General features: G+C 68.4%; 23 protein-coding genes. 11 read left to right on the top strand and 12 right to left on the bottom strand.

What is annotated here, in order from left to right:
* Window positions 1–2: 2 nt before the first annotated feature.
* Genes M8A51_RS10865 through M8A51_RS10855 form a run of 3 tightly spaced genes read right to left on the bottom strand, consistent with a single transcriptional unit; the run spans window position 3 to window position 3,144 of the window.
* On the bottom strand, window positions 3–1,529 hold the full coding sequence (locus M8A51_RS10865) for an amidase (protein WP_251778271.1): 1,527 nt from the start codon (window positions 1,527–1,529) through the stop codon (window positions 3–5).
* Entirely contained in the window at window positions 1,526–2,506 is a 981-nt protein-coding gene (locus M8A51_RS10860) for a Bug family tripartite tricarboxylate transporter substrate binding protein (RefSeq protein ID WP_251778269.1), read from the bottom strand. The genes M8A51_RS10865 and M8A51_RS10860 overlap by 4 nt, the downstream gene beginning before the upstream one ends.
* Entirely contained in the window at window positions 2,503–3,144 is a 642-nt protein-coding gene (locus M8A51_RS10855; protein WP_251778267.1) for a TetR/AcrR family transcriptional regulator, read from the bottom strand. Before M8A51_RS10855 ends, M8A51_RS10860 begins: the two co-directional genes overlap by 4 nt.
* 198 nt (window positions 3,145–3,342) lie before the next feature.
* Between M8A51_RS10855 and M8A51_RS10850 the strand changes: the two genes are divergently transcribed.
* Together M8A51_RS10850 and M8A51_RS10845 are read left to right on the top strand one after the other, a co-directional pair.
* Entirely contained in the window at window positions 3,343–4,860 is a 1,518-nt protein-coding gene (locus M8A51_RS10850; protein WP_251778265.1) for a protein adenylyltransferase SelO, read from the top strand.
* 364 nt (window positions 4,861–5,224) lie between these two features.
* On the top strand, window positions 5,225–5,659 hold the full coding sequence (locus tag M8A51_RS10845) for a helix-turn-helix domain-containing protein (RefSeq protein WP_251778263.1): 435 nt from the start codon (window positions 5,225–5,227) through the stop codon (window positions 5,657–5,659).
* Between the two features lie 19 nt (window positions 5,660–5,678).
* Here the strand turns inward: M8A51_RS10845 and M8A51_RS10840 are convergent, their stop codons facing one another.
* Both M8A51_RS10840 and M8A51_RS10835 read right to left on the bottom strand, forming a co-directional pair.
* Entirely contained in the window at window positions 5,679–5,909 is a 231-nt protein-coding gene (locus tag M8A51_RS10840; protein ID WP_407062218.1) for an alpha/beta hydrolase family protein, read from the bottom strand.
* 145 nt (window positions 5,910–6,054) lie between these two features.
* A complete protein-coding gene (locus M8A51_RS10835) occupies window positions 6,055–6,996 on the bottom strand; it encodes a LysR substrate-binding domain-containing protein (RefSeq protein ID WP_251778260.1) in 942 nt (313 codons plus the stop codon).
* Between the two features lie 119 nt (window positions 6,997–7,115).
* On the opposite strand from M8A51_RS10835, the gene M8A51_RS10830 reads away from it, so the two are divergent.
* On the top strand, window positions 7,116–7,850 hold the full coding sequence (locus M8A51_RS10830) for an FMN-dependent NADH-azoreductase (RefSeq protein ID WP_251778258.1): 735 nt from the start codon (window positions 7,116–7,118) through the stop codon (window positions 7,848–7,850).
* Here M8A51_RS10830 and M8A51_RS10825 read toward each other — a convergent pair.
* The 5 genes from M8A51_RS10825 to M8A51_RS10805 form a co-directional block, all read right to left on the bottom strand.
* A complete protein-coding gene (locus tag M8A51_RS10825) occupies window positions 7,817–9,457 on the bottom strand; it encodes an alkaline phosphatase D family protein (protein ID WP_251778256.1) in 1,641 nt (546 codons plus the stop codon). The two genes, M8A51_RS10830 and M8A51_RS10825, sit on opposite strands and share 34 nt — an antisense overlap.
* A gap of 289 nt (window positions 9,458–9,746) precedes the next feature.
* Window positions 9,747–10,886, bottom strand: coding sequence for a branched-chain amino acid ABC transporter substrate-binding protein (locus M8A51_RS10820; RefSeq protein WP_251778255.1), 1,140 nt, complete (start codon window positions 10,884–10,886; stop codon window positions 9,747–9,749).
* A gap of 229 nt (window positions 10,887–11,115) precedes the next feature.
* On the bottom strand, window positions 11,116–11,472 hold the full coding sequence (locus M8A51_RS10815; RefSeq protein ID WP_251778253.1) for a hypothetical protein: 357 nt from the start codon (window positions 11,470–11,472) through the stop codon (window positions 11,116–11,118).
* A gap of 46 nt (window positions 11,473–11,518) precedes the next feature.
* Window positions 11,519–11,947 carry a DNA polymerase III subunit chi gene (locus tag M8A51_RS10810; protein ID WP_251778251.1) on the bottom strand — a complete coding sequence of 143 codons (429 nt, stop codon included), beginning with the start codon at window positions 11,945–11,947 and terminating at the stop codon, window positions 11,519–11,521.
* A gap of 15 nt (window positions 11,948–11,962) precedes the next feature.
* Window positions 11,963–13,423, bottom strand: a complete 1,461-nt coding sequence (locus M8A51_RS10805; protein ID WP_251778249.1) for a leucyl aminopeptidase — start codon at window positions 13,421–13,423, stop codon at window positions 11,963–11,965.
* A 26-nt stretch (window positions 13,424–13,449) separates the two neighbouring features.
* Between M8A51_RS10805 and lptF the strand changes: the two genes are divergently transcribed.
* The 5 genes from lptF (at window position 13,450) to M8A51_RS10780 (ending at window position 18,367) form a co-directional block, all read left to right on the top strand.
* The gene (gene lptF / locus M8A51_RS10800) at window positions 13,450–14,553 is read left to right on the top strand and encodes an LPS export ABC transporter permease LptF (RefSeq protein ID WP_251778247.1); all 1,104 of its coding nucleotides are present in this window, start codon (window positions 13,450–13,452) and stop codon (window positions 14,551–14,553) included.
* 7 nt (window positions 14,554–14,560) lie between these two features.
* Entirely contained in the window at window positions 14,561–15,685 is a 1,125-nt protein-coding gene (lptG, locus tag M8A51_RS10795; protein WP_251778245.1) for an LPS export ABC transporter permease LptG, read from the top strand.
* Window positions 15,686–15,690: 5 nt separating this feature from the next.
* Window positions 15,691–16,071, top strand: coding sequence for a sirohydrochlorin chelatase (locus tag M8A51_RS10790; protein WP_251778451.1), 381 nt, complete (start codon window positions 15,691–15,693; stop codon window positions 16,069–16,071).
* Between the two features lie 43 nt (window positions 16,072–16,114).
* Window positions 16,115–17,068, top strand: coding sequence for a CysB family HTH-type transcriptional regulator (locus M8A51_RS10785; RefSeq protein ID WP_251778243.1), 954 nt, complete (start codon window positions 16,115–16,117; stop codon window positions 17,066–17,068).
* Between the two features lie 120 nt (window positions 17,069–17,188).
* Window positions 17,189–18,367, top strand: coding sequence for a pyridoxal phosphate-dependent aminotransferase (locus M8A51_RS10780; RefSeq protein ID WP_407062223.1), 1,179 nt, complete (start codon window positions 17,189–17,191; stop codon window positions 18,365–18,367).
* Window positions 18,368–18,371: 4 nt separating this feature from the next.
* Here M8A51_RS10780 and M8A51_RS10775 read toward each other — a convergent pair whose 3' ends face one another.
* Window positions 18,372–20,354, bottom strand: a complete 1,983-nt coding sequence (locus tag M8A51_RS10775; protein ID WP_251778240.1) for a hypothetical protein — start codon at window positions 20,352–20,354, stop codon at window positions 18,372–18,374.
* Window positions 20,355–20,524: 170 nt separating this feature from the next.
* Here M8A51_RS10775 and M8A51_RS10770 point away from each other — a divergent pair, with 170 nt between their 5' ends.
* Window positions 20,525–21,304 carry an oxepin-CoA hydrolase, alternative type gene (locus M8A51_RS10770; RefSeq protein ID WP_251778239.1) on the top strand — a complete coding sequence of 260 codons (780 nt, stop codon included), beginning with the start codon at window positions 20,525–20,527 and terminating at the stop codon, window positions 21,302–21,304.
* A 24-nt stretch (window positions 21,305–21,328) separates the two neighbouring features.
* Complete coding sequence (locus tag M8A51_RS10765; RefSeq protein ID WP_251778236.1) at window positions 21,329–22,066, top strand: histidine phosphatase family protein; 738 nt, start codon at window positions 21,329–21,331, stop codon at window positions 22,064–22,066.
* Between the two features lie 9 nt (window positions 22,067–22,075).
* Here the strand turns inward: M8A51_RS10765 and M8A51_RS10760 are convergent, their stop codons facing one another.
* Window positions 22,076–22,858 (bottom strand): class II aldolase/adducin family protein, encoded by a 783-nt coding sequence (locus M8A51_RS10760; RefSeq protein ID WP_251778235.1) that lies wholly within the window; start codon window positions 22,856–22,858, stop codon window positions 22,076–22,078.
* Between the two features lie 87 nt (window positions 22,859–22,945).
* Between M8A51_RS10760 and M8A51_RS10755 the strand changes: the two genes are divergently transcribed.
* Window positions 22,946–23,650 carry a Crp/Fnr family transcriptional regulator gene (locus tag M8A51_RS10755; protein WP_251778233.1) on the top strand — a complete coding sequence of 235 codons (705 nt, stop codon included), beginning with the start codon at window positions 22,946–22,948 and terminating at the stop codon, window positions 23,648–23,650.
* Window positions 23,651–23,667 lie beyond the last annotated feature (17 nt).

Below are 23,667 nucleotides of genomic sequence, written 5' to 3'. Positions count from 1 at the left end.
CCCTAGACCGCGCCCAGATGCCCGGCCGCGGCGCCGCCTTCCGCGGCCGGGGCCGGCGGATGGGTGACGATACTGCGCAACTCCGGCCGCGCCTCGCGCAGCCGGGTTGTGTCAGGCCGCGGCCGGGCGAGCCGGGCCTCGCCTGCGAATGCCCGCTCGATGGCCGCGGCTATCGAGAGCAGGCGCGCATCGCCCCGCAAGGGCGCGATGAGCTGCAAGCCGAACGGCATGCCCTGCTCGTCCACCCCGCAGGGCAGCGACAGCGCCGGCACAGTCGCCAGCGTGACCACATAGGTGAGCGACAGCCATTCGTAGTAGTTAGACATGGCACGGCCGTCGACCTGTTCGGCGTAGAGCTGCGTCCACGGGAATGGCGACAGCGGCGTGACCGGTGCCACGATGAGGTCGAAGCGCTCGAAAGCCCGCTGGAATGCACGTGCGATCCGGGTCTGCTCGAGGTGTGCCCACGCCCGGTCCGCCAGCGTCACCGAGGCTGCGATCTCCATGTTGGCACGCACGTTGGGGGCGAGCGCTTCGGGCTCGGTGCGGTACCGCTCGGCAAACGCCGCGACGAAACTCTCTGCGCGCGCGACGTCGAAGGCTCGGTGAGCGTGCTGCAGCGGCAACGTGACCTCCTCGCAGGAGGCGACCTGGCGCGCCACGGCCGCGAGGCGGTCGCGGAAGGTGCGGCGGATGCCGGCGTCTACGGCGCAGACGCCGAAGTCTTCGGTGTAGCCCAGACGCAGGCCGGCCAGGTCGACCTCGCGCAGCGGCCAGAACTCGGCGCCCTCGGCCCGCTGTCCCAGTGGGTCGAGCGGGTGATCGCCGACGCTCGCAGCCATCATGAGCGCCGTATCGGCCACGTCGCGCGCCATCGGGCCCAGCACCGAGATGGACGACCAGCCGAGCGGCCGGTGGTCGTTGGGCACCAACCCCGGAGAAGGACGCAGGCCGACCACGCCACAAAGCGCGGCCGGGATGCGCAGCGAGCCCCCCGTGTCGGAGCCAGTCGCCAGCGGCAGCATGTCGCAGGCCAGTGCCGCAGCCGAGCCGCCGGAGGAACCGCCGGCGTTGAGGCGGGGGTCGAACGGGTTGCCGGTGGCGCCCCAGACCGGATTGCGCGTGTTGGCGCCTGCACCCATGTCCGGCACGTTGGTCTTTGCCGCGACGATCGCGCCCGCCGCGCGCAGCCGTGCCACGAGCGCCGTGTCAGCGCTCGGCACGTTGCCCCGCAGGCGCACGTTGCCGCAGGTGGTAAGTAGTCCTTCCGTGTCCTGGAGGTCCTTCACGCCGAGCGGCAGGCCGTGCAGCAGCGGCAAGGGACCGCCGCGCAGCAGGTGCGCCTCGGCCTCGCGCGCACGCGCCATCGCACGTGCGAAGTCCGTCGCGCACACGGCGTTGACGCCGGGGTTGAGCGCCTCGATGCGTGCAATGCAGTCGTTCAGCAGTTCGACGGGCGAAATTTCGCGCCGCCGTATGCGCTCGCGCAATTCGACGGCCGACAGCGCCGCAAGTTCGTTCGCGCTCATTCGATCGGCAGCTTGGCCTTGTGCACATACGCTCGCAGCAACGGCAGCTCGCGCGAGACGCGTTCGTCGTAGACCGCGCCGGGTTGCCAGGCCACTTCCACCCCAGCCTTCTCGAGCTCTGCGTGGGTGGCAGGGGCGGCGATGGTCTGCTGCAGCGCCTTCGACAGGCGCGCGCGCACGTCGGCAGGCAGGCCGCGTGGCGCCACGACCGCGATCCACGGGACCATCTCGTAGTCGGGGAAGCCCGCCTCGGCCACGGTGGGCACGTCCGGCAGGCCGGAATAACGCTTGCGCGAGGTGACCGCGATCGCCTTGACCTTGCCTGCCGCGATCTGCGGCATCGCGGCCACGTTGGTATCGAACGTCAGGGACACCTGACCGCCGATCAGGTCCGTCATGGCCGGTGCACTGCCCCGATAGGGCACATGCAGCATCTCGGCTCCGGTCATCATGCGGAACAGCTCACCCGCCAGATGCGACGTGGTGCCCGTGCCGAACGAACCGAAAGACAGCGTGCCTGGCTGCTTCTGCGCCAGCGCGACGAGTTCGGCCACCGTGCTGGCCGGCAACGAAGGATGGGCCAGCAACACCAGCGGCGAGCTACCGATCAGGCCCACGCCTTCGAACTGCTGCTGCGGGTCATAGGGCAACGTGCGCTTGAGTGCTGCGTTCACCGTGAACGTGGTGTTGGAGCTGATCAGCAGGGTGTAGCCGTCTGCCGGCGCACGAGCGACAGCGGCGGCCCCGATGGCGGTGCCTGCGCCGGCCTTGTTCTCCACCACGACAGGCTGGCCAAGCCGCTGCGTGAGCCCCTTGGCGAGGATGCGTGCGAGCACGTCGGTGGCGCCGCCCGGCGGATACGGCACGACCAGCGTGACGGGCTTGTCGGGGTATGCCGCCTGTGCGCCGGGACTGGCCCACAGGGCGCAGACGGCCAGGGCCCAGGCCCGCAGCGTGAGGAGGAATCGATGGCTCATGTTGTCTTCCTGCGGTTGGAGGCGGGCGCTGCGGCACAGCGCAGCTCGATCAGACGGGCCAGCTGCGCCAGTTGCGCATCGACCAGTTCCTGTTGCGGGCCGAACAGCCGCGTCATCGCGATGCCCCGCAGCGTGGACAGCACGGTGTCGACGAAGGCCGCCCCGTCACGCTGGCCGGCCAGTTCGGGAAAGGTGCCGAGAAATCGACCGTGCAGCACCTGGCTGAGCTCGGCTCGCTTCGCCGCGAGGCGCTCGCGCAGCGCATCGTCCGAAGCCGAGCCGAAGTAGATCTGCCAAGCCACCAGAAAGCGTTCGGGTTCGTAGACGCGCTTCCACAGGGCCTGCACCGCCCCTTCGGCGCGACGGCGCAGCGACGCAGTGGCCTTCGGCCACGCCAGGGGATCGTCCAGGTCGCCGCGCAGGATGGACTCGGTCACCTGCATCATCAGCTCGGCCTTGGTGCCGAAGTGGTGCTGGAAGGCGCCAGGCGTGACGCCCGCAGCCTTGGCCACCTCGAACACCGAGGCGCCGTGGAAGGCCTTCTCGCGGACCACGCGAATCGCCGCGGCGATGAGCTGGGCACGGGTGGCGTCGCTACGGTCGCGATGAGACCGGCGCAGTGGCGTGGCAGTGGGCATGATTCAAATATACGTTATTGGTGTAATGTTTGTCGCACCGGAAAAACCCTTGCAATCGCCGGGTGGTGCAGCGGCATCCGACGCTGCCCGCAGCCCTTGGCCGGCGCCGCCCGGACGGCCTCGCGCAGCAGTCATCCTCATGATGGCCCCGCCGAAACGCGCCGGTTCGCTACGATGGCCTTGTTTTCCTGGAGCTTCATGGACCCCGCCCTCACCTTCCGCTTCGACAACACCTATGCCCGCGAGCTGCCGGGTCTCTATGTCCGCGGGCAGCCCGTTCCGGTGGCCTCGCCGCACCTGTTGTTCCTCAATCACCAGCTTGCCGGCGAGCTCGGACTGGACGTCGCGGCGCTCGGTCGCGCCGAGGGCGCCGCCGTCTTTGCCGGCAACGCCGTCCCTGCGGGCGCAGAACCGCTCGCGCAGGCCTACGCCGGCCACCAGTTCGGCCGTTACTCCCCCCAGCTGGGTGACGGCCGGGCGCTGCTGCTCGGCGAAGTGATCGACCGGTCCGGCCGACGCCGCGACATGGCACTGAAGGGCTCGGGGCCGACGCCGTTCTCGCGCGGTGGCGACGGCAGGGCGGCGACCGGACCGATGCTGCGCGAGGCGCTGATCGGCGAGGCCATGCATGCGCTCGGCATCCCGACCACGCGCGCCCTCGCCGTTGCAGCGACCGGCGAGCCGGTCTATCGAGAGCAGGCCCTGCCCGGCGCCGTGCTGACTCGGGTGGCCGCCAGCCACCTGCGCGTCGGCACCTTCCAGTTCTTCTCCGCCGACGACGACACCGGGTCGTTGCGCCTGCTGGCCGAATACACGATCGCCCGCCATGACCCCGACCTGATCGGCGAACCCGACCGCTACCTCGGGCTGCTGCGCAAGGTGGCCGAGCGGCAAGCGGCGCTGATGGCGCTATGGATGAACGTCGGTTTCATTCACGGCGTGATGAACACCGACAACATGACGATCTCCGGAGAGACGATCGACTACGGCCCTTGCGCCTTCGTCGAGGCCTACGACCCGCAGGCCGTCTTCAGTTCGATCGACCGAGGCGGACGCTACGCCTTCGGCAACCAACCTCTCATCGCGCGCTGGAACATCGCCCGCCTGGCCGAGGCCTTGCTGCCGCTGATCGCCGAGGACCGCAGCGAGCCGGCGATGGACAAAGCGGTCGCGCAAGCCACCGAGGTGGTCGACGTGTTTCCCGAGCTGTACCGTGCGGCACTGCTGGCGGGCCACCGCGCCAAGCTCGGGCTTCGCCGCGCAACACGCGACGACGATGCCACCGACAGCGTGCTCGCCGAGGATTGGTTGGCGTTGCTGCACCAGCACGGCGTGGACTTCACGCTGGCGTGGCGGCGCCTGGCCGACGCCGCGCAGCACGACGACGACCGGTTACGAGCCCTGTTCGATGACCCGCAGGCGCCCGATGCCTGGCTGGCCCGATGGCGAGCGCGCTGCGCTCTCGAGGATGCCGGTGCCGACCTCGGCGAGGAGCGCGCTGCCGGCATGCGGCGCGTCAACCCCTGGGTGATTCCCCGCAACCACCTGGTCGAGGAGGCACTGGACGCCGCTTCGGCCGCCGACGACATGCGGCCGTTCGATCGCCTGCTGGCGGCCGTACGCATGCCGTACCAAGAGTCGCAGGAACAGGCGCGTTACGCCGAACCGGCACCGGCGTCGGTGACGGCGCGCTATCGAACCTTCTGCGGAACCTGAACCGATCGATACGCACTCGACTGGTGGGACGTCGGGCCCTGATCTGAGGCGTTCGACGAGTACGGGGGCCGGCTCACCGCAGGAGCCCCTGCCGCCTGGGCGCAAGCCGCCGTCGACTGGAAGCCGGCCGCCGCGAACGCGGCCGTTGAAATGGCGATGTGTCGCGCGAGGTCCCAGGACATCGGTCACCTTCCGGAATCGAGATGAGGCGATCATCGAGGACGATGATTAAACGGGGTTTAACGAACAGGGGCTGCCGTGTGTCTGCGCTGCCGCCTCCGCGCACCGCGCCGGGGCGCGCGCGGCAGCGCAGCCATGCCGGAGTGCGTTACCCTGCCGCCTCCATGACTTGACTCCGCCGTCCATGCCCAACCTCGCACAACTGCTCAAGACCGAGATCACCCGCCTGGCCCGCAGGCAGGTGCGGGACGAAACCACCGCCCTCAAGAAGGCCTCGGTCGCTCACCGCAGCGAGATCGCCGAACTGAAGCGGGCGGTGCGCGCGTTGCAGCAGGACGTACGCCGGTTGATGCGCCAGCTCACGGCCGACGCCGCGCCCAACTCCCCCCAGCCCGCCGAGCCCCGGATACGGTTCAGCGGCAAAGGCCTGCTGGGACAGCGCCGCCGTCTGGGCTTGTCCGCAGAGGATTGCGGCCTGCTGCTCGGCGTGTCCACCCAGTCGGTCTACAACTGGGAGACGGGCAAGGCCAGGCCGCGTGAAAAACAAATGCCGGCGATAGCCTCCTTGCGCAAGCTGGGAAAGCAGGAAGCGGCGGCGCAGCTGGCTTCGTCGCGGTAGCCGCTGCAAGCTTGCCGCTTCAGCGCGGTGCCGACTGCGCCGCCGCTGCCGGGGACGACAAGTGTTCGTCGAGAAACGCCTCCAACGCCTGGAGGAACTCCAGGCGGTGCGCATACCGGCTGAGCGCATGGTCCCCGCCTTCCGGCTCGATGTGCCGATGCGCCTTGCCCGCACGCTGCAGCGCCCGAGCCATGGCCTGGCTCTGCTCCACCGGCACGACATGATCCCGTGGACCGCGGATCAACAGCACCGGGACGCGGAGCGCTCGGCATGCAGTGCGGGCGAAGTCGCCCGGCGTGGCTCGCGATCGCGCCAGGCATGACCGATAAGCCGTTCGGACTCTTCTCTCCCACCGACGTAGTCGTCCCGATGGGCGATCAGATCCTGACGCAGGTTCAGGAGGAACGCCGCGTTGCCGCGGCCGCCGGCACTTCCCGCCCTTGCGGCTTGCGCCGCGCCTTCGCCTCGCCGAGCAGCCATTGCGCGACGGCCCGGCATGCCGCGCTCGGCTGGCGGGCCCGATGCTGCAGCAGCCAGAAGCGGCGCCCGCCCAGCATGGGCCCGAACGGCGATCGCAACACGCCTCGCTGGAGTTCGTCGTGGACCAGTGTCGTACTGAGCAAGGCCACGCCCTGGCCGGCAATGGCCGCCTGGATGGCATGCACTTCCTCGCTGAAGCGCAGCCCGCGCGACGTGTCTATCCCTTTCGCGCCAGCCGCGAGCAGCCATTGATTCCAGTCGGGCATGTCCGCGACCGGTCGCCGCCATTCGAAATGAATGAGCGGGCACCGCTGCAGATCGCGCGGCGACTCGAGCTTCAGCAGCGGACTGCATACCGGAGCGAAACGGTCCTCCGCCAGCTCGACGGCATCGTGCCCCGGATACGGGCCGGCACCATAGCGGACCGCCAGGTCCGCCTCGCCCGCCGCCAGGTCGACCGGAGACTCGTCGGCATGCAGTCGCAACTCGATCTCGGGATGCTTCGCATGGAACGCGGGCAGGCACGGCATCAGCCATTGCGTCAGGAACGCGCGGGTCGTCGACAACGTGACGCTCGCCACGCGGCGTGCAGCACTCATCGCCGCCAGCCCCTCGGCCATCCTGTCGAAGCTTTCGGACAGCACCGGCAGCAGACGCAGCGCCGCAGCGGTCGGCACCACCTGCCGGGTGCGTCGCTCGAACAACGCCATGCCCAACAGCTCTTCCAGCGCTTTCACCTGGTGACTGATGGCGGCCGGCGTGACGGCCAGCTCGTCGGCCGCGAGCTTGAAGCTGCGGCGCCTGGCGGCCGCCTCGAAGGCACGCAGTTGAGACAACGGAGGCAGCCGGCGCGACATGGATTACTTTTATTAATGTGACGCCTGACATCTTATCGGTTGTCGGAACGGCTGGTGAAACGCATATTCCTTGGCAGGCACCGCCTCCTTCCGCGTTGCTGCCACTACACCAAGGATGAATGATGCTCACCCTTCTGCACCTCGACGCCAGTGCCCGCCCGGGCCGCTCGGGCGCCCAACCGCATGGTTCTCACACGCGCCGCCTGAGCGCTCGATTCGTCGAGCGCTGGAGCTCGTACCGCCCGACCGATCGCGTGCTGTACCGGGACGTCGGCGCCGCACCGCCCTCACCGGTCAGTGGCCGCTGGATCCACGCGGCCTTCACGCCGGAACCGAAACGCGAAGCCTGGATGCGTGAAGTGCTTGCCGAGAGCGACGCGCTGATCGACGAGTTGCTGGCGGCAGACGTCATCGTCGCCGGCGTGCCGATGTACAACTTCGGCGTCCCCGCCGGCTTCAAGGCCTACATCGACAACATCGTGCGCGTCGGCCGCACCTTCGGCTTCGACCGTTCGCGCGCCGGTGATCCCTACTGGCCCTTGCTGGCCGAGGCCGGAAAACGATTGTTCGTGCTGAGTGCCCGGGGCGATCACGGCTATGGTGCCGGCCAGCGCATCGCGCACATGAACCATGTCGAGCCGGCGATCCGCACGGCCTTCGGCTACATCGGCATCACCGAGATGCACAGCCTGGCCGTCGAGTACGACGAGTTCGCAGACGAGCGTCTGCAAGCCTCCCTGGAGCAGGCCGATGCCGAGGTGGACCACCTCGTCGACCGCCTGCACGCAGCCGGACGCCCGCAGCCGTCTCCGGTGGCGGGTCAACCGAACCGCGGCGCCAGCGTCTTGCTGTAGACCGAAGCGCCGTCGAGGTCGCGCATGTCCACCGTCAGCGCACCGCTGCGCCCATCGAGGTTCACCTCGCCGAAGAACTGCAGTCCGGCATACGGCGACAAGTTGGCTTGACCGGCCGGCGGTGCCTTGAAGAACATCAGTTGCGGCCCGAAGGTGCCGTCCAGCGTGTTCGGGCCGAAGCTGCCCGCATTGAGCGGGCCGGCCACGAACTCCCAGAAGCCGTCGAAGTCGTCGAAGGCGGCACGCTGAGGGTCGTAATAGTGCGCGGCACAGTAGTGCACGTCGGCCGTCAGCCAAACGGTGTTGCGCACTTGCCGACGGCGGATGAAACGCAGCAATTCGGCGACCTCCAGCTCACGTCCCAGCGGCGCGGCGGCGTTGCCGTTGGCGACGGCCTCCCAGCGGGACGCACCGGCCGCGGTGGTGCCGTCGCCGATGTTCAGGCCGATCGGCATGTCGGCGGCGATCACCTTCCACAGCGCACGCGAGCGGTCCAGCCCGTCCTTGAGCCATTCCAGTTGCTCGCGGCCGAGAAAGGCGGTCTGGGCACCCGATACCGGCTGCAGGTTGTCGGTGTTCGGCCCCCGATAGGAGCGCATGTCGATCACGAAGACGTCGAGCAGCGGGCCGTAGGAAAAACGGCGGTAGACCCGTTGGGACTCGCGCGCGTCGAACGGCCGCAACGGTGCATAGTCGAGGAAGGCGCGGGTGCCGCGTGCGGTCAGAAGCGGCACGCTCTTCTCGGTGTAGCGGGTGTCGGCGGACAGGTCCTTCGCATCGGACCAGTTGTTGGTGACTTCGTGGTCGTCCCACTGCCAGATCTGCGGTACCTCGGCGTTGAAGCGGCGCACGTTCTCGTCGAGCAGGTTGTAGCGATAGCGCCCCCGGAACTCGTCCAACGTCTCGGCGACCTTCGACACTTCCGGCGTCACGATGTTCTGCCACGTCTGCCCGTTCTCTGCCTGCACCACGGGCTGGATGGGGCCGTCGGCATAGATGCTGTCGCCGCTGTGGATGAAAAAACGCGGTTCGCGCACCCGCATCGCTTCGTAGATGCGCATGCCGCCGAAGGCCGGGTTGATGCCCCAGCCCTGCCCGGCCGTGTCGCCGCCCCAGACGAAGCGCAGGTCGGCGGCGTGGCGCCCGCCCCGGTGCAGCCCTTCGCTGCCGTGTCGTCCCGCCGGCAGGGTCACCAGGCGGCCGGTGACGGGCTCGGACACCGTGCGCGCACTGTCGAGCGCCTGAAAGCTCACACGCACGAAAACTTCGCGATCCGCGGGCAGGCCGGTCAGATCCTGACGCACCGTGAAGTCGCGGTCTGCCAGCGCATACGGGCCGACGACGCGAGTCGCTTGCCGGAAATGCCGGTCGAGACTCCACTCGACCACCATCCGGGCCGGTCGGTCGCTGCGGCTCCAGACCAGCAGCGAGTCGTGCGACGGATCACCCAGTTGCAGGCCCTGCAACACACGCGGACGGGCACCGTCCGACGCCACGAGCGCGGGTGCGCCCTGGGCCGTCACCCATGACGGCACCGCGGCACCCCCGAGGACGGCGGAACCGAGGTGGAGGAAGCGGCGGCGGCTGGAAGAACGGGAGTTCGGCATGTAGGCGCTCCTGAGGTTGGCGTCTCGCCAGCCTAGGCGGCATGCATGGCGGAACCATGACGGGCACGCGATGTGTTGTAACGCGAGTTGCAGTGCGCACGACAACGCCCCCCTGCGGCACTCCGCGGCTCCAAGGCGGGGCGGCTCGTTCGCGCACCGCCCGGTGAGCACATTCCAGGTGCGCGGCCTTCATGGAGCAGGCAGACGGTGCGCCGCGTCCTCAGTGCCGACGCCAAGAAAAACGGGCGCCCCGTGGGGCGCCCGTTGCATGGCTCGGTGAGAACGAGGCTCAGCGAACGACCGCGAGTTGCTCGCGCTGGCCGCCCTTGTACGTGTACAGGGTCAGCGCGCCGTTCTTCAGGTCGCCCTTGTTGTCGAAGCTGATGGTGCCCGTGACGCCCTTGTAGCCTTCGGTCTTGGCCAGCACCGGCAGGTACTTGGCCGGGTCCGACGAGCCGGCCTTGACCATCGCGTTGACCATCACCATCACCGAGTCGTAGACATACGGAGCGTAGATCTGGACGTCGGTGTTGAACTTCTTCTTGAAGGCAGCGCGGAAATCGTCCATGCCCTTCTTCTCGGCGCCTTCGACACCACCGGCTTCGGCGCAGACCACCTGGCCGTCACCCATCGTGCCGGCTGCCAGCTTCGGCAGTTCGCCGGTGCAGATGCCGTCGCCGCCCATGAACTTGGCTTCGATGCCGAGCGACTTCATCTGGCGCAGCATCGGGCCGGCCACGGCGTCCATGCCGCCGTAGAACACGACGTCGGGCTTCTTGCCCTTGATGGAGGTCAGGATGGCGGTGAAGTCGGTGGCCTTGTCGTTGGTGAATTCACGCGCAACGACCTTGCCGCCGGCTGCCTTGACGCCCTTCTCGAACTCGTCGGCGACGCCCTGGCCGTAGGCGGTGCGGTCATCGATGACGGCGATCGACTTGCCCTTCAGCTGCGTGACGGCGTACTTGCCGAGCGTGCCGCCCAGGTGCACGTCGTCAGCCACCATGCGGAAGGCCGTCTTGAAGCCCTGGCGGGTGTAGCGGGGGTTGGTGGCGGAGGGAGACACCTGCGGAATGCCGGCGTCGTGATAGATCTTGGACGCGGGAATCGTGGTGCCGGAGTTCAGGTGGCCCACCACGCCCTGGACCTTCGAGTCCACCAGCTTCTGTGCGGCAGCCGTGCCCTGCTTCGGGTCGGCCGCGTCGTCTTCGGCGAGCAGCTCGAACTTGACCTTCTTGCCCCCGATCGTCACACCCTTGGCATTCAACTCGTCGATCGCCATGCGGGCGCCGAGCTCGTTGTCCTTGCCGAGGTGGGCGATGCCGCCGCTGGTGGGACCGACGTGGCCGATCTTCACCACGTCCTGGGCCAGGGCCGTACCGGCCAGCGTCAGGACAGCTGCACCCACGATCAGGTTCAGTTTGAATTGCATGAAAAGCCTCCTAGTTGAAAAAGTTGAGACTCGGATTTGATTACTCAACGGCCGGAACAATACTCGAAAAGAAACCGCCTTTCCTGCGGGAATCCTCTAAGGAATCCCGTGACCGGCGGGTCAACCTTCGGGTCGACACCGCGTTAACCCGACAGGCGTGGGGTCCGACAAAGCAAGAGGCAGACCACGGGGTGGCGGCTGCGCCGCCCACCGCACGGCAGCAGCGATCTCAGCGTCCCCGCGTACGGGCCAGCTCCTGTGCCACCGCCCGCGCAATCACTTCGCGCAATGTCGCGGCCAATTCAACCCGGGTATCCCGAATCAATTGATCCGCCATGCGCGCGAGCGCCGGCGTGAGAGTTTCGCGCAGCCGGTATTCGAGCATCAGATCGACCTGACGCTGCAAATCGGCCAGTATGCGGTGGGTGATCTGTTCCTCGCCCTCGGCGGCCAGCAGAAAAGGGGGCGGCTCCTGAATCTCCGGCGCTTCGGGCTGGGGCATCTCGGTCGCCGAGTCCGCATCGCGACGCACCACCTCGGTGAGCGTCGGCACCTGGCGCGGGGGGACGGTCTTGCCAGCGGTCATCGAGACAACCCGTGGGAGGGTTCGCGTGCTGAATCGGCGGCGGCCTTCATGTCACTCCGACCTCGTGCTTCTGGATCGCATAGCCGCGATCGCCGTAGTGCTTCCAGCGCTGCCGGGCGGCCTGCCGGTCGGCAGGGTCGGCCGACACGATCTCGATCAGCCGGTCGAAGCGCTCGAACCCCTCGGGGACGACCTCACCCAGGTTCACGAGCACCGCGTGATGCGGCACGTCGGCCGCGTCGGCGGCCAACCACACCTTGGTGTGTTTCGAGATCGCAGAGCCGGCAAGCCGGGCCGACGCATGGGGAATGAACTCCAGCGGCTCGAAGCTCCACAGCGCGCGGTCCAGTTCGCCGAGCAGGCGCACCGGTGCAACCACCCCGACCTCGGCCTCGCTGCGATAGGCCTTGCGCAGCAGCCGGCAGGCGTAGGACAGCTTGTCCGGCACATTGAAGTGGAAAGCAATCTCCGTCACCGGCCCGCAACTCCTTCAGCGCGCCTGGCGCAGCAGGTAATGCGTCAGCAAGGGCACCGGCCGGCCGGTCGCGCCCTTGGCCGCACCGCTCTTCCACGCCGTGCCGGCGATGTCGAGGTGGGCCCAACGGTACTTGGCGGTGAACTTGCGCAGGAACATCGCCGCCGTGATGGCGCCGCCGGCACGGCCGCCGACGTTGCCCATGTCGGCGAAGTTGCTCTTCAGCGCCTCTTCGTACTCCTCGTCCAGCGGCATGCGCCAGCAAGGGTCCAGTGCCTGCTGGCCGCTGGTCGACAGTGCCTCGGCGAGCTCGTCGTCGGCGGTGAACAGGCCAGAGCGATGGTGCCCGAGCGCGATCACGCAGGCGCCGGTCAGCGTGGCGATGTCGATCACCGCGGCAGGCTTGAAACGCTCCGCATAGGTCAGCGCGTCGCAGAGGATCAGGCGGCCTTCGGCATCGGTGTTGAGGATCTCGATCGTCTGTCCCGACAGGCTGGTGACGACGTCACCCGGCTTCACGGCCCGGCCGTCCGGCATGTTCTCGCACGCAGGAATCAGGCCGACCAGGTTGAGGCGGGGTTTCAGCTGCGCGATGGCCCGGAAGGTGCCGAGCACGCTCGCGGCCCCCCCCATGTCGAACTTCATCTCGTCCATCTCGGCCGACGGCTTGATCGAGATGCCGCCGGTGTCGAACGTGATGCCCTTGCCGACCAGCACCGTCGGTGCCTGCGTCTTGGCGGCGCCTTCGTAGCGAAGCACGATGAAGCGCAGCGGCTCCTCGGAACCCTGCGCGACCGCCAGGAAGGCGCCCATGCCCAGCTTTTCCACGGCCTTGCGGTCGAGCACCTCGACGCGCAGGCCGTGCTCCTTGCCGAGCTGCCTGGCCTGCTCGGCCAGGAAGGTGGGCGTCGCATGGTTGCCGGGGCGGTTGGCGCACTCGCGCGCCAGTGTCACGCCGGCGGCGATCGCCTGCCCACGCGCCAGCCCCTGTTGCAGCGGCTTGGCATCGGCCTTGTCGCCGAGCAGCGTGAGCCGGGCCAGCGCTGCCGGCTTGGGGGCGGTCGGCTTGGTGTGCCGGTAGACGTAGAGCGCGTCGCTCACGCCGGCCACCAACGCTTCGGCATGCTCGGGCATGAGCCCTTCAGGTGCCGCCGAGGCCACCGCCACATGCTTGGCGCCACTGTTCTTCAGCGCCGCCACGGCATGGACGATGGCGGCCTTGAACGCCTTGGGCGTCGCATCCGCGGCCGCCGCCAGGATCACGCGCGGCGTACGCAAGCCCTGAGCCCGGTGCAGGTAGAGCGTGCGGCCGGACTTGAGCTGGAAGTCGCCCTGCGCGACGGCTTCTTTCAGCAGGGTGCCGAGCACGCCATCGACGCGCTGTTGCTTCACTTCGCCCGCCAGCACCACGATCAGGGCGTCGGCGGCAAAGTCGGCAAGGCCTGAGGGGGCAAGGGATTGAAATCTGAAGTCCATAATGTCGCGTTCACTTGAATTCATCGATGTTATTCGATTCCTCCGTCCGTCGAGAGCTCGCACGCAGTTTCGGTGCCACGCTGGTGGTCTTGCTGACCATCGTGCTGACCATGATGCTGATCCGCACGCTGGGCCAGGCGGCCAGCGGCTCGGTGGCGCCGCAGCACGTGGTGCTGCTGATGGGCTACACGGTGCTGGGTTACCTGCCGACCATCCTGAGTCTTTCGCTGTTCGTCGCCATCGTGAGCTGCCTGTCTCGCATGTACCGCGACAGCGAGATGACGATCTGGTTCGCCAGCGGCGTGCCGCTCGGGCGCTTCCTGCGCCCGGTGTTGCGGCTGTCGGTGCCGGTGGTCGCCATCATCGCGCTGCTCGCGCTGTTTGTCTGGCCATGGGCCAACCAGCGCACCGCCGACCTGCGCGACCTCTACGAGCGGCGCTCCGACCTGTCGCGCGTCGCCCCCGGGCAGTTCCAATCGTCGAGCGACGGCCGCCGCGTGTTCTTCGTCGAGCGCAACACCGACGAAGGCCGCACCGGCCGCAACGTGTTCGTGCTGATCCGCGGCGACGACCGCGAGGCCGTCACGTCGGCCAGCACCGGCCGCATCGAAACTCGGGGCGAGGACCGCTTCCTCGTGCTCGACCGCGGGCAGCGGGTGGACCGCAACTTTGAGACCAACGAGAAGAACATCGCGCAGTTCGAGACCTATCGCATCCTCGCCGGCGAGAAGGCGCAGGTGCGCAACGAGAACCTGCCCCCCAAGGCCCGCACGACCCTGGAACTGTGGCTCGACCCGACCGCGCGCCACCTCGGCGAGCTGGTCTGGCGCATCGGCCTGCCGCTGACGGCCGCCAACCTGCTGTTGCTCGGTGTCGGCCTGTCTGCCTCGAACCCGCGCCGCGGCGGCAGCTGGAACCTGCTGTTCGCGCTGTTGACCTTCGTGGTCTATTTCAACCTGCTGAACCTCACGCAAGGCTGGGTCTCCGGCGGCAAGCTCGCCCCGCTGACCGCTCTGCTGGTGGTGCATGGTGGCGCCGCGGTCGTCGCGTGGCTGGTGCTGCGTTGGCGCGAGCGGGGCCTGGCCGACCTGTTCCGCTTCGGCCGCAGCAGCCGCCACGCCCCTGCCTGAAGACCGCATGAAGACTGTCCGCCGCCTGATCTACACCGACGTGCTGAGCGCCGTGGCCTTCGTCACGGTGGCCTTTCTGTCGCTGTTCTTCTTCATCGACTTCATCGACGAGCTCGAAAAGGTCGGCCGCAAGGGCTACCCGCTCGCGGCGGCGCTCACCTATTGCCTGCTGCAGCTGCCCGGCCGCTTGTACGAGCTGATCCCGATCGCGGTGCTGATCGGCACCATCTACGCGATGGCGCGGCTGGCGCAGTCGTCGGAGTTCACCATCCTGCGCACCAGCGGGCTCGGCCCCGGCGCGGCGCTCACGCTGCTGATGGGGCTGGGCATCGGTTTTGCGGCGTTGACCTTCGTCGTCGGCGACTACCTCGCGCCCTGGACCGACCAGCACGCCCAGGCCGTGCGCGGCAAGGCGCGCGGCAGCACCGCCTTCGGCCGCTCCAGCGCCTGGCTGAAGGACCATCGCGCGACGGCCGAGGGCGAGCGCAGCTACTCGATCCAGTTGACCGCGGCTTCGGCCGGCGGCGACCTGCGCGACGTGCACATCTACGAATTCGATGGCGACGGCCGGCTGGTATCGTGGCTCAGCGCGCCGCGAGGAACGATCCGCAAAGGCCCGGTGTGGCGCCTCGAACAGGCGCGCCGCAGCCACTGGCAGGCTGTGGACGCCCCCAACGCCCGCCCGGGCGAACTGGAGCTGGTCGATGAGGAGTACGCCATCTACGACTGGCCGAGCTCGCTGTCGCCGTCGGTCGTCGCGGCGGCCGTGCAGCCACCCAACACGATGTCGGCGGTCGACCTGTACCGCTACGCCTCGCACCTGTCCGAGAACGAGCAGTCGGCGCAGCGCTACGAGATCCAGTTCTGGCGCAAGGCGCTGTACCCGCTGGCCTGTCTGGTGATGGTCGCGTTGGCGCTGCCTTTCGCCTACCTGCATGGCCGCTCAGGCGGCATCAGCCTGAAGGTGTTCGGCGGCATCATGCTGGGCATCAGTTTCGTGCTGCTGAACAACGTCGCCAGCCACATCGGCCTGTTGCAGAACTGGACGCCGTGGATGGCCGCGGCGGCGCCGAGCACCATCTACCTGCTGCTGTCGCTGCTGGCCTTCAACTGGCTGGTACGCAACCGGTGAGCGCGATGTGCAGGCCCGGCATCCTGCTGTTCGCCCACGGCGCGCGCGACCCGCAGTGGGCGCGCCCTTTCGATGCCACCGCACAGCGCCTGCGCGGGCTGGCACCCGATGCGGTCGTCGAGCTGGCGTTCCTGGAGTTCATGTCGCCGGACCTGCAAGAAGCAGGGGCGAGGTTGGCAGCGGCCGGTTGCACCCACGTGAGCGTGGTGCCACTGTTTCTGGGCGCCGGCGGTCATGTGCGCAAGGACCTGCCCGCCCTGCTCGCCGAACTGGCTGGCCGCCACCCGCACGTGCAGTGGCTGCTGCAGCCGGCCGTCGGCGAGACCGAACGGCTCATCGAGGCGATGGCACAAAGCGCGCTGGCCCTCAGCCGCACCTCCACATAGCTCGGTGACATAATTTCGGCCATCCTCAGATCAGGCCGAAATAATGAACTTGCACCAGTTCCGCTTCGTCCAGGAGGCGGTGCGCCGCAACCTGAACCTCACGGAGACGGCCAAAGCCCTGTTCACCTCCCAGCCCGGCATCTCGAAGGCCATCCTGGAGCTGGAGGAAGAACTGGGCGTCGACATCTTCGCGCGCCACGGCAAGCGGCTGAAGCGCGTGACCGAGCCCGGCGAACAGGTGCTGAAGTCGATCGAGATCATCATGCGCGAGGTGCACAACCTGAAGCGCATCGGCGAAGAGTTCTCGAAGCAGGACGCCGGCACGCTGTCGATCGCGACCACGCACACGCAAGCCCGCTATGTGCTGCCGGCGCCGGTGGCCCAGTTGCGCAAGCGCTTCCCGAAGGTCAACATCAGCCTGCATCAAGGCACGCCCGAGCAGGTGGCACAGATGGTGATCGAGGAGGCCGCCGAGATCGGCCTGGCGACCGAGTCGCTGGCGCAGTTCGACGAACTGGTGACGATGCCTTGCTACGAGTGGCAGCACATGGCCGTGCTGCCGGCCGCCCACCCGCTCGCGCGGGTCGAGCGGCTGTCGCTGGAGCAACTGGCCGGCGAGCCGTTGATCTCCTACCACCCCTCCTTCACCGGCCGTACGAAGATCGACCAGGCCTTCGCCTTGAAGCGGCTGAAGCCGAACATCGTGCTGGAGGCGATCGACTCCGATGTCATCAAGACCTACGTGCGCCTGGGCCTCGGCGTCGGCATCGTCGCCGAGATGGCCGTGCGCGAGGACCCAGCCTTCGCCCCCGGCGGCGAGCTGGTGTGGCGCCCGACCGGCCACCTGTTCGGCCAGAACGTCGCACGCATCGCCTTCAAGCGCGGCGCTTACCTGCGCAACTTCGTCTATGCCTTCGCCGAGTCGCTGTCGGACCGTCTCAACCGCAACCTGATCGTGCGTGCGATGGGGAGCGACGGGCAGCACTATGAGCTTTGATCCACCCCCTACGCGCTGCGCGCGCCCCCTCGAGGGGGCGGCTCCGGCGGCCCGGCAGAGCCGTATCCGCGGAGCCACTCGGACCGACCGCTCGCCTATCGATGCAGTGAATTGATGACCATGCAAGTACATTCCCCCCGCACGCCGGACGTCGGCACCAAGCTGCCCCGGGTGGGCACCACCATCTTCACGGTCATGTCCGCGCTGGCGCAGGAGCATGACGCCGTCAACCTGGGGCAGGGTTTTCCGGACTTCGACTGCGACCCGAAGCTGGTCGACTGCGTGGCCGAGGCGATGCGCGCGGGCCACAACCAGTACCCGCCGATGCCCGGTGTGCCGGCGCTGCGTGATGCGATCGCCCGCAAGATCGGGGCGCTGTATGACCATCGGTATGACCCGGGGCTGGAGATCACCGTCACGGCCGGGGCCACGCAGGGCATTCTGACGGCCATCCTGGCGGTGGTCCGCCCCGGCGACGAAGTCATCGTGCTGGAGCCCTGCTACGACAGCTACGAGCCGAACATCGAGCTGGCCGGCGGCAAGGCGGTGTTCGTGCCGCTCGGGCGCGACGGCGAGCCGGGCAGCTTCCGCCCCGACTTCGAGCGCATCGCCGCGGCCATCACGCCGCGCACCCGCGCTCTGCTCGTCAACACGCCGCACAACCCGAGCGCCAGCGTCTGGACCCGCGAGGACATGCACGCGCTGGCCGAGCTGCTGCGGCCGACCGACATCGTCGTGATCGCCGATGAGGTGTACGAACACATGGTCTACGACGGGCAGGCGCACGAGAGCGTGGCGCGCCACCCCGAGCTGGCTGCGCGCAGCTTCATCGTCTCGAGCTTCGGCAAGACCTACCATGTGACCGGCTGGAAGGTCGGGTACGTGGCGGCGCCGGCGCCGCTCAGCGCCGAGTTCCGCAAGGTGCACCAGTTCAATGTGTTCACCGTCAACACGCCGGTGCAGCATGCGCTGGCCCGGTACATGGCCGACCCGGCGCCGTATCTCGAGCTGCCGGCTTTCTACCAGCACAAGCGAGACCTCTTCCGTGACGGCCTGGGCCGCACTCGCTTCCGGCTACTGCCGAGCGAGGGCAGCTATTTCCAGTGCGTGGACTACAGCGCCATCAGCGACCGCAGCGAGGTCGAGTTCTGCCGCTGGCTGACCACCGAGATCGGCGTCGCGGCGATCCCGCTGTCGGTGTTCTACGCCGGCGGACGCGAGCAGCGCGTGGTGCGCTTCTGTTTCGCGAAGAAGGACGAGACACTGCGTTCGGCCCTGCAGCGCCTGGCGCAGCTCTGACACCTCAGGCAGGCCGCTTGTCGCTCGGCAGTTCCAGGTGTATCGGCTCGAAGTCGATGCTGCTCGACGGTGCCCCTGGAGGGGCGGTCTCCGGCGGCTCGAGTTCGAGATCGACGCCGTGCCCCGCGATGGGCCCCCGGTACGGGTGCACCGGCGTCGTCGCCATCAGCGGCTCCAGCATCGAGTGCGGGAAATCCTCTTCGTCGTCTTCCAGCGGCAGCAGCACGTCGACATCGGCGTCCGGTACGCCGTGCACGCGGTCGCGTGCCACCGAGTACAGCATCAGCAGCTCGCGATAAGCCGGCAGATCGAAGGTCTGCGACGAAGCGTCCCGGCGCAGCAGCGAGGCCTGCAGCACCTCGAGCGCACGCGAAGGGTTCTCCCACAGCGCCTGCAGGCGCGAGATCACGGTGGGGTATTCCTCCAGGGAGCGCCCGTCCGATGGCGCGTCCTCCCAGGCGGGCGCGTAGGCATTGAAGCGCTCGTTGAACTCGGCGCGGATCTCGTCGTAGGCCAGTCGTTCGCCACGCCGTTGGTAGATCTCGAGCAGCTTCAAGTAGGGCAAGGGGCTGCCGTCGGGATGCCCGGACACGTGACTGCGCAGCAGCTCGATGGCCGACTCCTCCTGCCCGAGCGCGACGAAAAACTCGGCCTGCTGCTCCAGGTCGATCAGCTCCTCGACCGATACCTTGTTCGCACCACCGACCTCCTCGCCAGGCTGAGACGGCCGGAACGGCCGCTCGTGCGCGATCGTCGACGCGAGCTGTGCCGCTGCCGCCGCATCGGCGGCCGCCTGCTGCCGGCGCACCGCGGTCGACGCGGCAACGGCCAGCTTGGCATCGGGCGACGTGTTCTCGGCCTCGGCCGGCGGCGCGACGGCGCGTGCTCGCGCCGGCTCAGGCGCCGGGACCAGCTCACCGCGCCGGCTCTCGCTGGTCAGCGCCGATGGCGCCCACCAGGTGCGGCGGCCGGACTGCTGGCGCAGCACCCAGGCCAGCGCCGCGGCCAGCATCACGCAGACCAGCACCAGCAGGTAGACCAGCGGGTTGGCGTAGCGGTTCTCCTCGGCGCGGCGCAGCTGCGCCTGCAGGCGGTCGAGGCTTTCCCGCGTGCGCACCGATTCGGCACGCATTTCCAGCAGGCTGCGTTCGAGCGCCTGCAGCCGCTCGCGGTCACGGATGCGCTCGTCCGGCGAAGCGCTCATCGCTTGCCAGGCCGCCGCAGCAGCCTCCCGCTCTGCGGGCGTCTGCGCCTGAGGCGTCGACAGCTCCTGCGACAGCCTCAGCGTCGGCGTGCTCAGCTCCGCATCGAACGTGTCGAGTTGCAGCCGAGGCCCGCGGCGTGGCGCTTCGGCGGTGGGCCGGGGCGCTGGCGGCGTGGTGCGCTTCGGTGCGGATGCCGGCGCCGGGGCCATGGCGGGCCGGCGGGCCTCGGGTGCCGGCGCAGGCGGGCGTGCTGCGGCGCGCGGCCGAGGCGGGCGCGAAGGTGCGCGCTCGGCCGCCGGCTCCGCGGCGGGAGACACCGTCGGCTGCGTGCGTGCAGATCTGGGTGCCGGTGTGGGTGTGGGCGGCGCCGCGGTCGTGCGCTCCGGCGCTTGAGCCACCACCACGGGCGTGTGCACCACGGGCGGGTCGGCGAACACCGTGTAGGTACGCGACATGCTGGCGCTGCAACCGGCCTTCACGGCCACGGTGACCACCGGCTCTTCGACCGGCACGTCGGTCGTCACGCGGATCGCGCCGCCGTTCGGCTCGACCGCCGCGTGCACGACCGAGGCGCGCAAGCGCTGGTCGCCGAAGCTGACCTCGGCGCTGACGCATGCGGCAGAAAAGTCATCGCCCGGCTCGACGCGTATGGGCACGATCAGGTTCAGCGGCCGGCCCAACACGGCGGGCTCCCGCAAACCGCCGAATCCCAGCGCGAGAACGTTGAACGACGCGCCCAGCAAGACGACAGCAGTGGTCAGCCGGGAGTTCGTTCTTTTCATGCCGCTATAGTGACAATTTGTATCCTGGGACTCTAGCATGCTCAGGCAGGCTGCCTGGCGGCCACGCGGCCGGCGCGCCACAACGTTCTGCATGCGCTCATGCACAATTCTCGGACTGCGTACTTGCATGCCGCAAGCCCGCTCCATCAACGCGCCACGCGCATTTCGCCATGTCAGCAGAACTGAGAACCGAACGCCAGGACCGCACGCTCGTCCTCACCCTGGCCGACCGCGACACGCGCAACGCATTGTCCGAACAGATCACCGCGGCCGGTGTCGAGGCCTTGAGTGTCGCGGAATCCTCCGAGGAAGTGCGCTGTGTGATCATCACCGGAGCTGAAGGCAATTTCTGTTCCGGGGGCAACCTGCAGCAGCTGTCCGAGAACAGCCGTCTGGGGCCCGAGGTGCAGACACAGCGGCTCGACCGCTTCCATCGCCTGATCGAAGCCATCCGCACTTTCCCGAAACCCGTCATCGCGGCAGTCGAAGGCGCCGCCGCGGGCGGCGGCTGTTCGCTGGCGCTCGCATGCGACCTGGTCGTCGCGTCGCGCGACGCACGCTTCTCGCTGGCCTACAACCGCATCGGCCTGTCGCCGGACGGCGGCGCCACCTGGCAGCTGATGCAGGCCTTGCCGCGTGCGCTGGTCACGCAGCTGATCTGGCTGAGCGAGCCGGTGACGGCTGAGCAGCTGCACGTTCATGGTCTTGTCAATCGAGTGACAGACAAAGGGCAGGCGCTGGCGCAAGCTCTGGACATCGCACAGCGGCTTGCCGACCTCGCCCCCAACGCGCTGGCCAGCAGCAAGGAACTGCTCAACCAGTGGCCCAGCCGCAGCCTGCCCCAACAACTGGACGCCGAGCGTGACAGCTTTGTCGACAACCTGCTGCATCCGAATGCTGCCGAAGGCATTACCGCCTTCTTCGAGAAGCGCCCTGCGCGTTACCGCTGAACGTCGCAGCTTCAGGGGGACGCCATGAGCGCCCAGGGTGAACCCTCTCCTCCCCGCTGGCCGCAGCGCCGCCGCATCTACCTGATGCGTCACGGCTCGGTCGACTACTTTCTGCCCGACGGCACGCCGGTGCCGCCCGACACGGTGCCGCTGAACGACCTCGGCCGCGAGCAGGCCGACGCCGCCGGCGAGTTGTTCGCGGTGGCCGGCGTGCGCTTCGACCGCGTGGTCGTCAGTGGCCTGCCGCGCACGGTCGAGACCGCCGAGCGCGTGCTCGCCGCGGCGGCGCAGGCGCTCGCACTGCAGGTCGACCCGCGGCTGCAGGAGATCCGCCCCGGGCGGCTTGCCGACATCCCGCGTGACGCCATGCGCCAGGCCTTCCTCGGCGCATTCCAGGGTTTTGCCGACGAGTCGGCCCGCTTCCTGGGCGGCGAGTCGGTCGGCGAGATGCTCGACCGCATCCTGCCGCCGTTTCAGGAACTGCTCGCAGACGACGGCTGGCAGCAGGCGCTGCTGGTGCTGCATGGCGGCGTGAACCGCGGGCTGCTGTCCTACCTGCTGGCCGGGCAGCGCTGCTTCCTGGGCCGCATGGAGCAGGCGCCGGCTTGCATCAACGTGGTCGACATCGGCGCCGACGACTCGGTCGTGCGGGCGGTCAACCTCGCCCCCACGCAGTGGCTGCACGAGCGCGAGCGTTACACGACGATGGAGAAGCTGCTGGCGCAGTACCTGCGTCTCGAAGGCAGTTCCCCGAAGAGCTGAAGGCTGGCCTCAGTTGCGGTAGCTCGGATCCGTGCGATCCAGCCGCCGCAGCAGGCCCGGCCAGGTCAGCGCGCCGCCGCCCTGGCCCCGCGTCACCTGCTTCGCCTGCTGCCCGGCCGACTCGATGATGCGCGGGTCGACCGCAATGAGTTCGCCGCCGCCCGCGAGCGCGCGGACCTGGATGGTGCAGACGGTCTCGAACAGGTACATCGACAGGAATGCCTCGGCCACCGACGGCCCCAGCGTCAGCAGACCATGGTTGCGCAGCATCAGGAAGTTGCGGTCACCCAGGTCCTGCACCAGCCGCGGCTTCTCCTCGTCGCGCAGCGCCACGCCTTCGTAGTCGTGATAGGCCAGGCTCGACAGCACGAAGATGGATTGCTGCGACAAGGGCAGCACCCCCTGCTTCTGCGCCGACACCGCGATGCCGTTCAACGTATGCGTGTGCAGCACGCAGTGCGCGTCGTGCCGCGCTCCATGGATCGCGCTGTGGATCGTGAACCCGGCCGGGTTCACGTTGAACGGTGTATCGTCCAGCTTGTTGCCCTGCAGGTCGATCTTCACCAGGCTGGACGCCGTGATCTCGTCGAACAGCAGGCCGTAGGGATTGATCAGGAACTGGTCCTCGGTGCCCGGCACGCGTGCCGTGATGTGCGTGAACACGAGATCGTCCCAGCGAAACCAGGCCACCAGGCGATAAGCGGCCGCCAGGTCGACCCGCACCTGCCATTCGGCATCGCTCACGCTGCCTTGGCGGCTGGGAATGTTCAGAGCGGAAGCAGTCGGTGGCATGTGAGTCTCCTGTGTCGTGTACGGTGTGGTCAACGATGGAAAATACCCCTCGCCACGAGACGAGCCCTGTCACTTCAGCGACAAAACATGAATACCCCCATTCTTACAATCGCCGAACGCAACACGATCGAATCCGGCCCGTGGTTCTCCAAGCTCTCGCCTGCGCTGCGTTCTGCCATCCTCTCGAGAGCCGCGGTACGCCGCGTGGCCGACGGCGCGATGCTGTCGTCGCGCGGCCAGCCGGCCGACGAATGGATCGGTGTGGCCAAGGGGGCGGTGCGGGTGAGTTCGGTGTCGTTGTCAGGCAAGCAGATCACGCTGACCTACGTCGAGCCCGGCACCTGGTTCGGCGACATCGCGCTCTTCGACGGGCTGCCGCGCACGCACGACGCCAATGCGCACGGAGAAACCACACTGCTGGTGGTGCGCAAGCCCGACTTCAAGGAGCTGCTGCAACAGCACGTCGAGCTCTACGAGGCGCTGCTGCGGCTGAACTGCCGGCGCCTGCGGCTGATGTTCAACATCGTCGAAGACCTCAACACGCTGCCGCTGGCCGCGCGCCTCGCGAAACAGCTGCTGCTGCTGGCGCGCAGCTATGGCGTGCAGCAGGGCGAGGAGGTCCGCATCGGCTTGCAGCTCGCGCAGGAAGACCTGGCTCAGTTGCTCGGCGCGTCGCGCCAGCGGGTCAACCAGGAACTCAAGTCCTTCGAGCGCGATGGTGCGGTGCGCATCGAGCCGACGCGGCTCGTCGTGCTGTCGAAGGACAAGCTGATGGCCATCGCCGAGGGGTAGCGCCCCTCCCCGGCGGC

The organism is Caldimonas mangrovi, from assembly GCF_023721835.1.
Classification (GTDB): Bacteria; Pseudomonadota; Gammaproteobacteria; order Burkholderiales; family Burkholderiaceae_C; genus Caldimonas; species Caldimonas mangrovi.
This window is presented reverse-complemented; position numbering and strand designations above follow the sequence as displayed.

Excerpts from the sequence above, each read along its gene's own strand:
- M8A51_RS10865 (WP_251778271.1), bottom strand. The coding sequence starts at position 1,529 with ATGAGCGCGAACGAACTTGCGGCGCTGTCGGCCGTCGAATTGCGCGAG.
- M8A51_RS10860 (WP_251778269.1), bottom strand. The coding sequence starts at position 2,506 with ATGAGCCATCGATTCCTCCTCACGCTGCGGGCCTGGGCCCTGGCCGTC.
- M8A51_RS10855 (WP_251778267.1), bottom strand. The coding sequence starts at position 3,144 with ATGCCCACTGCCACGCCACTGCGCCGGTCTCATCGCGACCGTAGCGAC.
- M8A51_RS10850 (WP_251778265.1), top strand. The coding sequence starts at position 3,343 with ATGGACCCCGCCCTCACCTTCCGCTTCGACAACACCTATGCCCGCGAG.
- M8A51_RS10845 (WP_251778263.1), top strand. The coding sequence starts at position 5,225 with ATGCCCAACCTCGCACAACTGCTCAAGACCGAGATCACCCGCCTGGCC.
- M8A51_RS10835 (WP_251778260.1), bottom strand. The coding sequence starts at position 6,996 with ATGTCGCGCCGGCTGCCTCCGTTGTCTCAACTGCGTGCCTTCGAGGCG.
- M8A51_RS10830 (WP_251778258.1), top strand. The coding sequence starts at position 7,116 with ATGATGCTCACCCTTCTGCACCTCGACGCCAGTGCCCGCCCGGGCCGC.
- M8A51_RS10825 (WP_251778256.1), bottom strand. The coding sequence starts at position 9,457 with ATGCCGAACTCCCGTTCTTCCAGCCGCCGCCGCTTCCTCCACCTCGGT.
- M8A51_RS10820 (WP_251778255.1), bottom strand. The coding sequence starts at position 10,886 with ATGCAATTCAAACTGAACCTGATCGTGGGTGCAGCTGTCCTGACGCTG.
- M8A51_RS10815 (WP_251778253.1), bottom strand. The coding sequence starts at position 11,472 with ATGACCGCTGGCAAGACCGTCCCCCCGCGCCAGGTGCCGACGCTCACC.
- M8A51_RS10805 (WP_251778249.1), bottom strand. The coding sequence starts at position 13,423 with ATGGACTTCAGATTTCAATCCCTTGCCCCCTCAGGCCTTGCCGACTTT.
- lptF (WP_251778247.1), top strand. The coding sequence starts at position 13,450 with ATGTTATTCGATTCCTCCGTCCGTCGAGAGCTCGCACGCAGTTTCGGT.
- lptG (WP_251778245.1), top strand. The coding sequence starts at position 14,561 with ATGAAGACTGTCCGCCGCCTGATCTACACCGACGTGCTGAGCGCCGTG.
- M8A51_RS10790 (WP_251778451.1), top strand. The coding sequence starts at position 15,691 with ATGTGCAGGCCCGGCATCCTGCTGTTCGCCCACGGCGCGCGCGACCCG.
- M8A51_RS10785 (WP_251778243.1), top strand. The coding sequence starts at position 16,115 with ATGAACTTGCACCAGTTCCGCTTCGTCCAGGAGGCGGTGCGCCGCAAC.
- M8A51_RS10780 (WP_407062223.1), top strand. The coding sequence starts at position 17,189 with ATGCAAGTACATTCCCCCCGCACGCCGGACGTCGGCACCAAGCTGCCC.
- M8A51_RS10775 (WP_251778240.1), bottom strand. The coding sequence starts at position 20,354 with ATGAAAAGAACGAACTCCCGGCTGACCACTGCTGTCGTCTTGCTGGGC.
- M8A51_RS10770 (WP_251778239.1), top strand. The coding sequence starts at position 20,525 with ATGTCAGCAGAACTGAGAACCGAACGCCAGGACCGCACGCTCGTCCTC.
- M8A51_RS10765 (WP_251778236.1), top strand. The coding sequence starts at position 21,329 with ATGAGCGCCCAGGGTGAACCCTCTCCTCCCCGCTGGCCGCAGCGCCGC.
- M8A51_RS10760 (WP_251778235.1), bottom strand. The coding sequence starts at position 22,858 with ATGCCACCGACTGCTTCCGCTCTGAACATTCCCAGCCGCCAAGGCAGC.
- M8A51_RS10755 (WP_251778233.1), top strand. The coding sequence starts at position 22,946 with ATGAATACCCCCATTCTTACAATCGCCGAACGCAACACGATCGAATCC.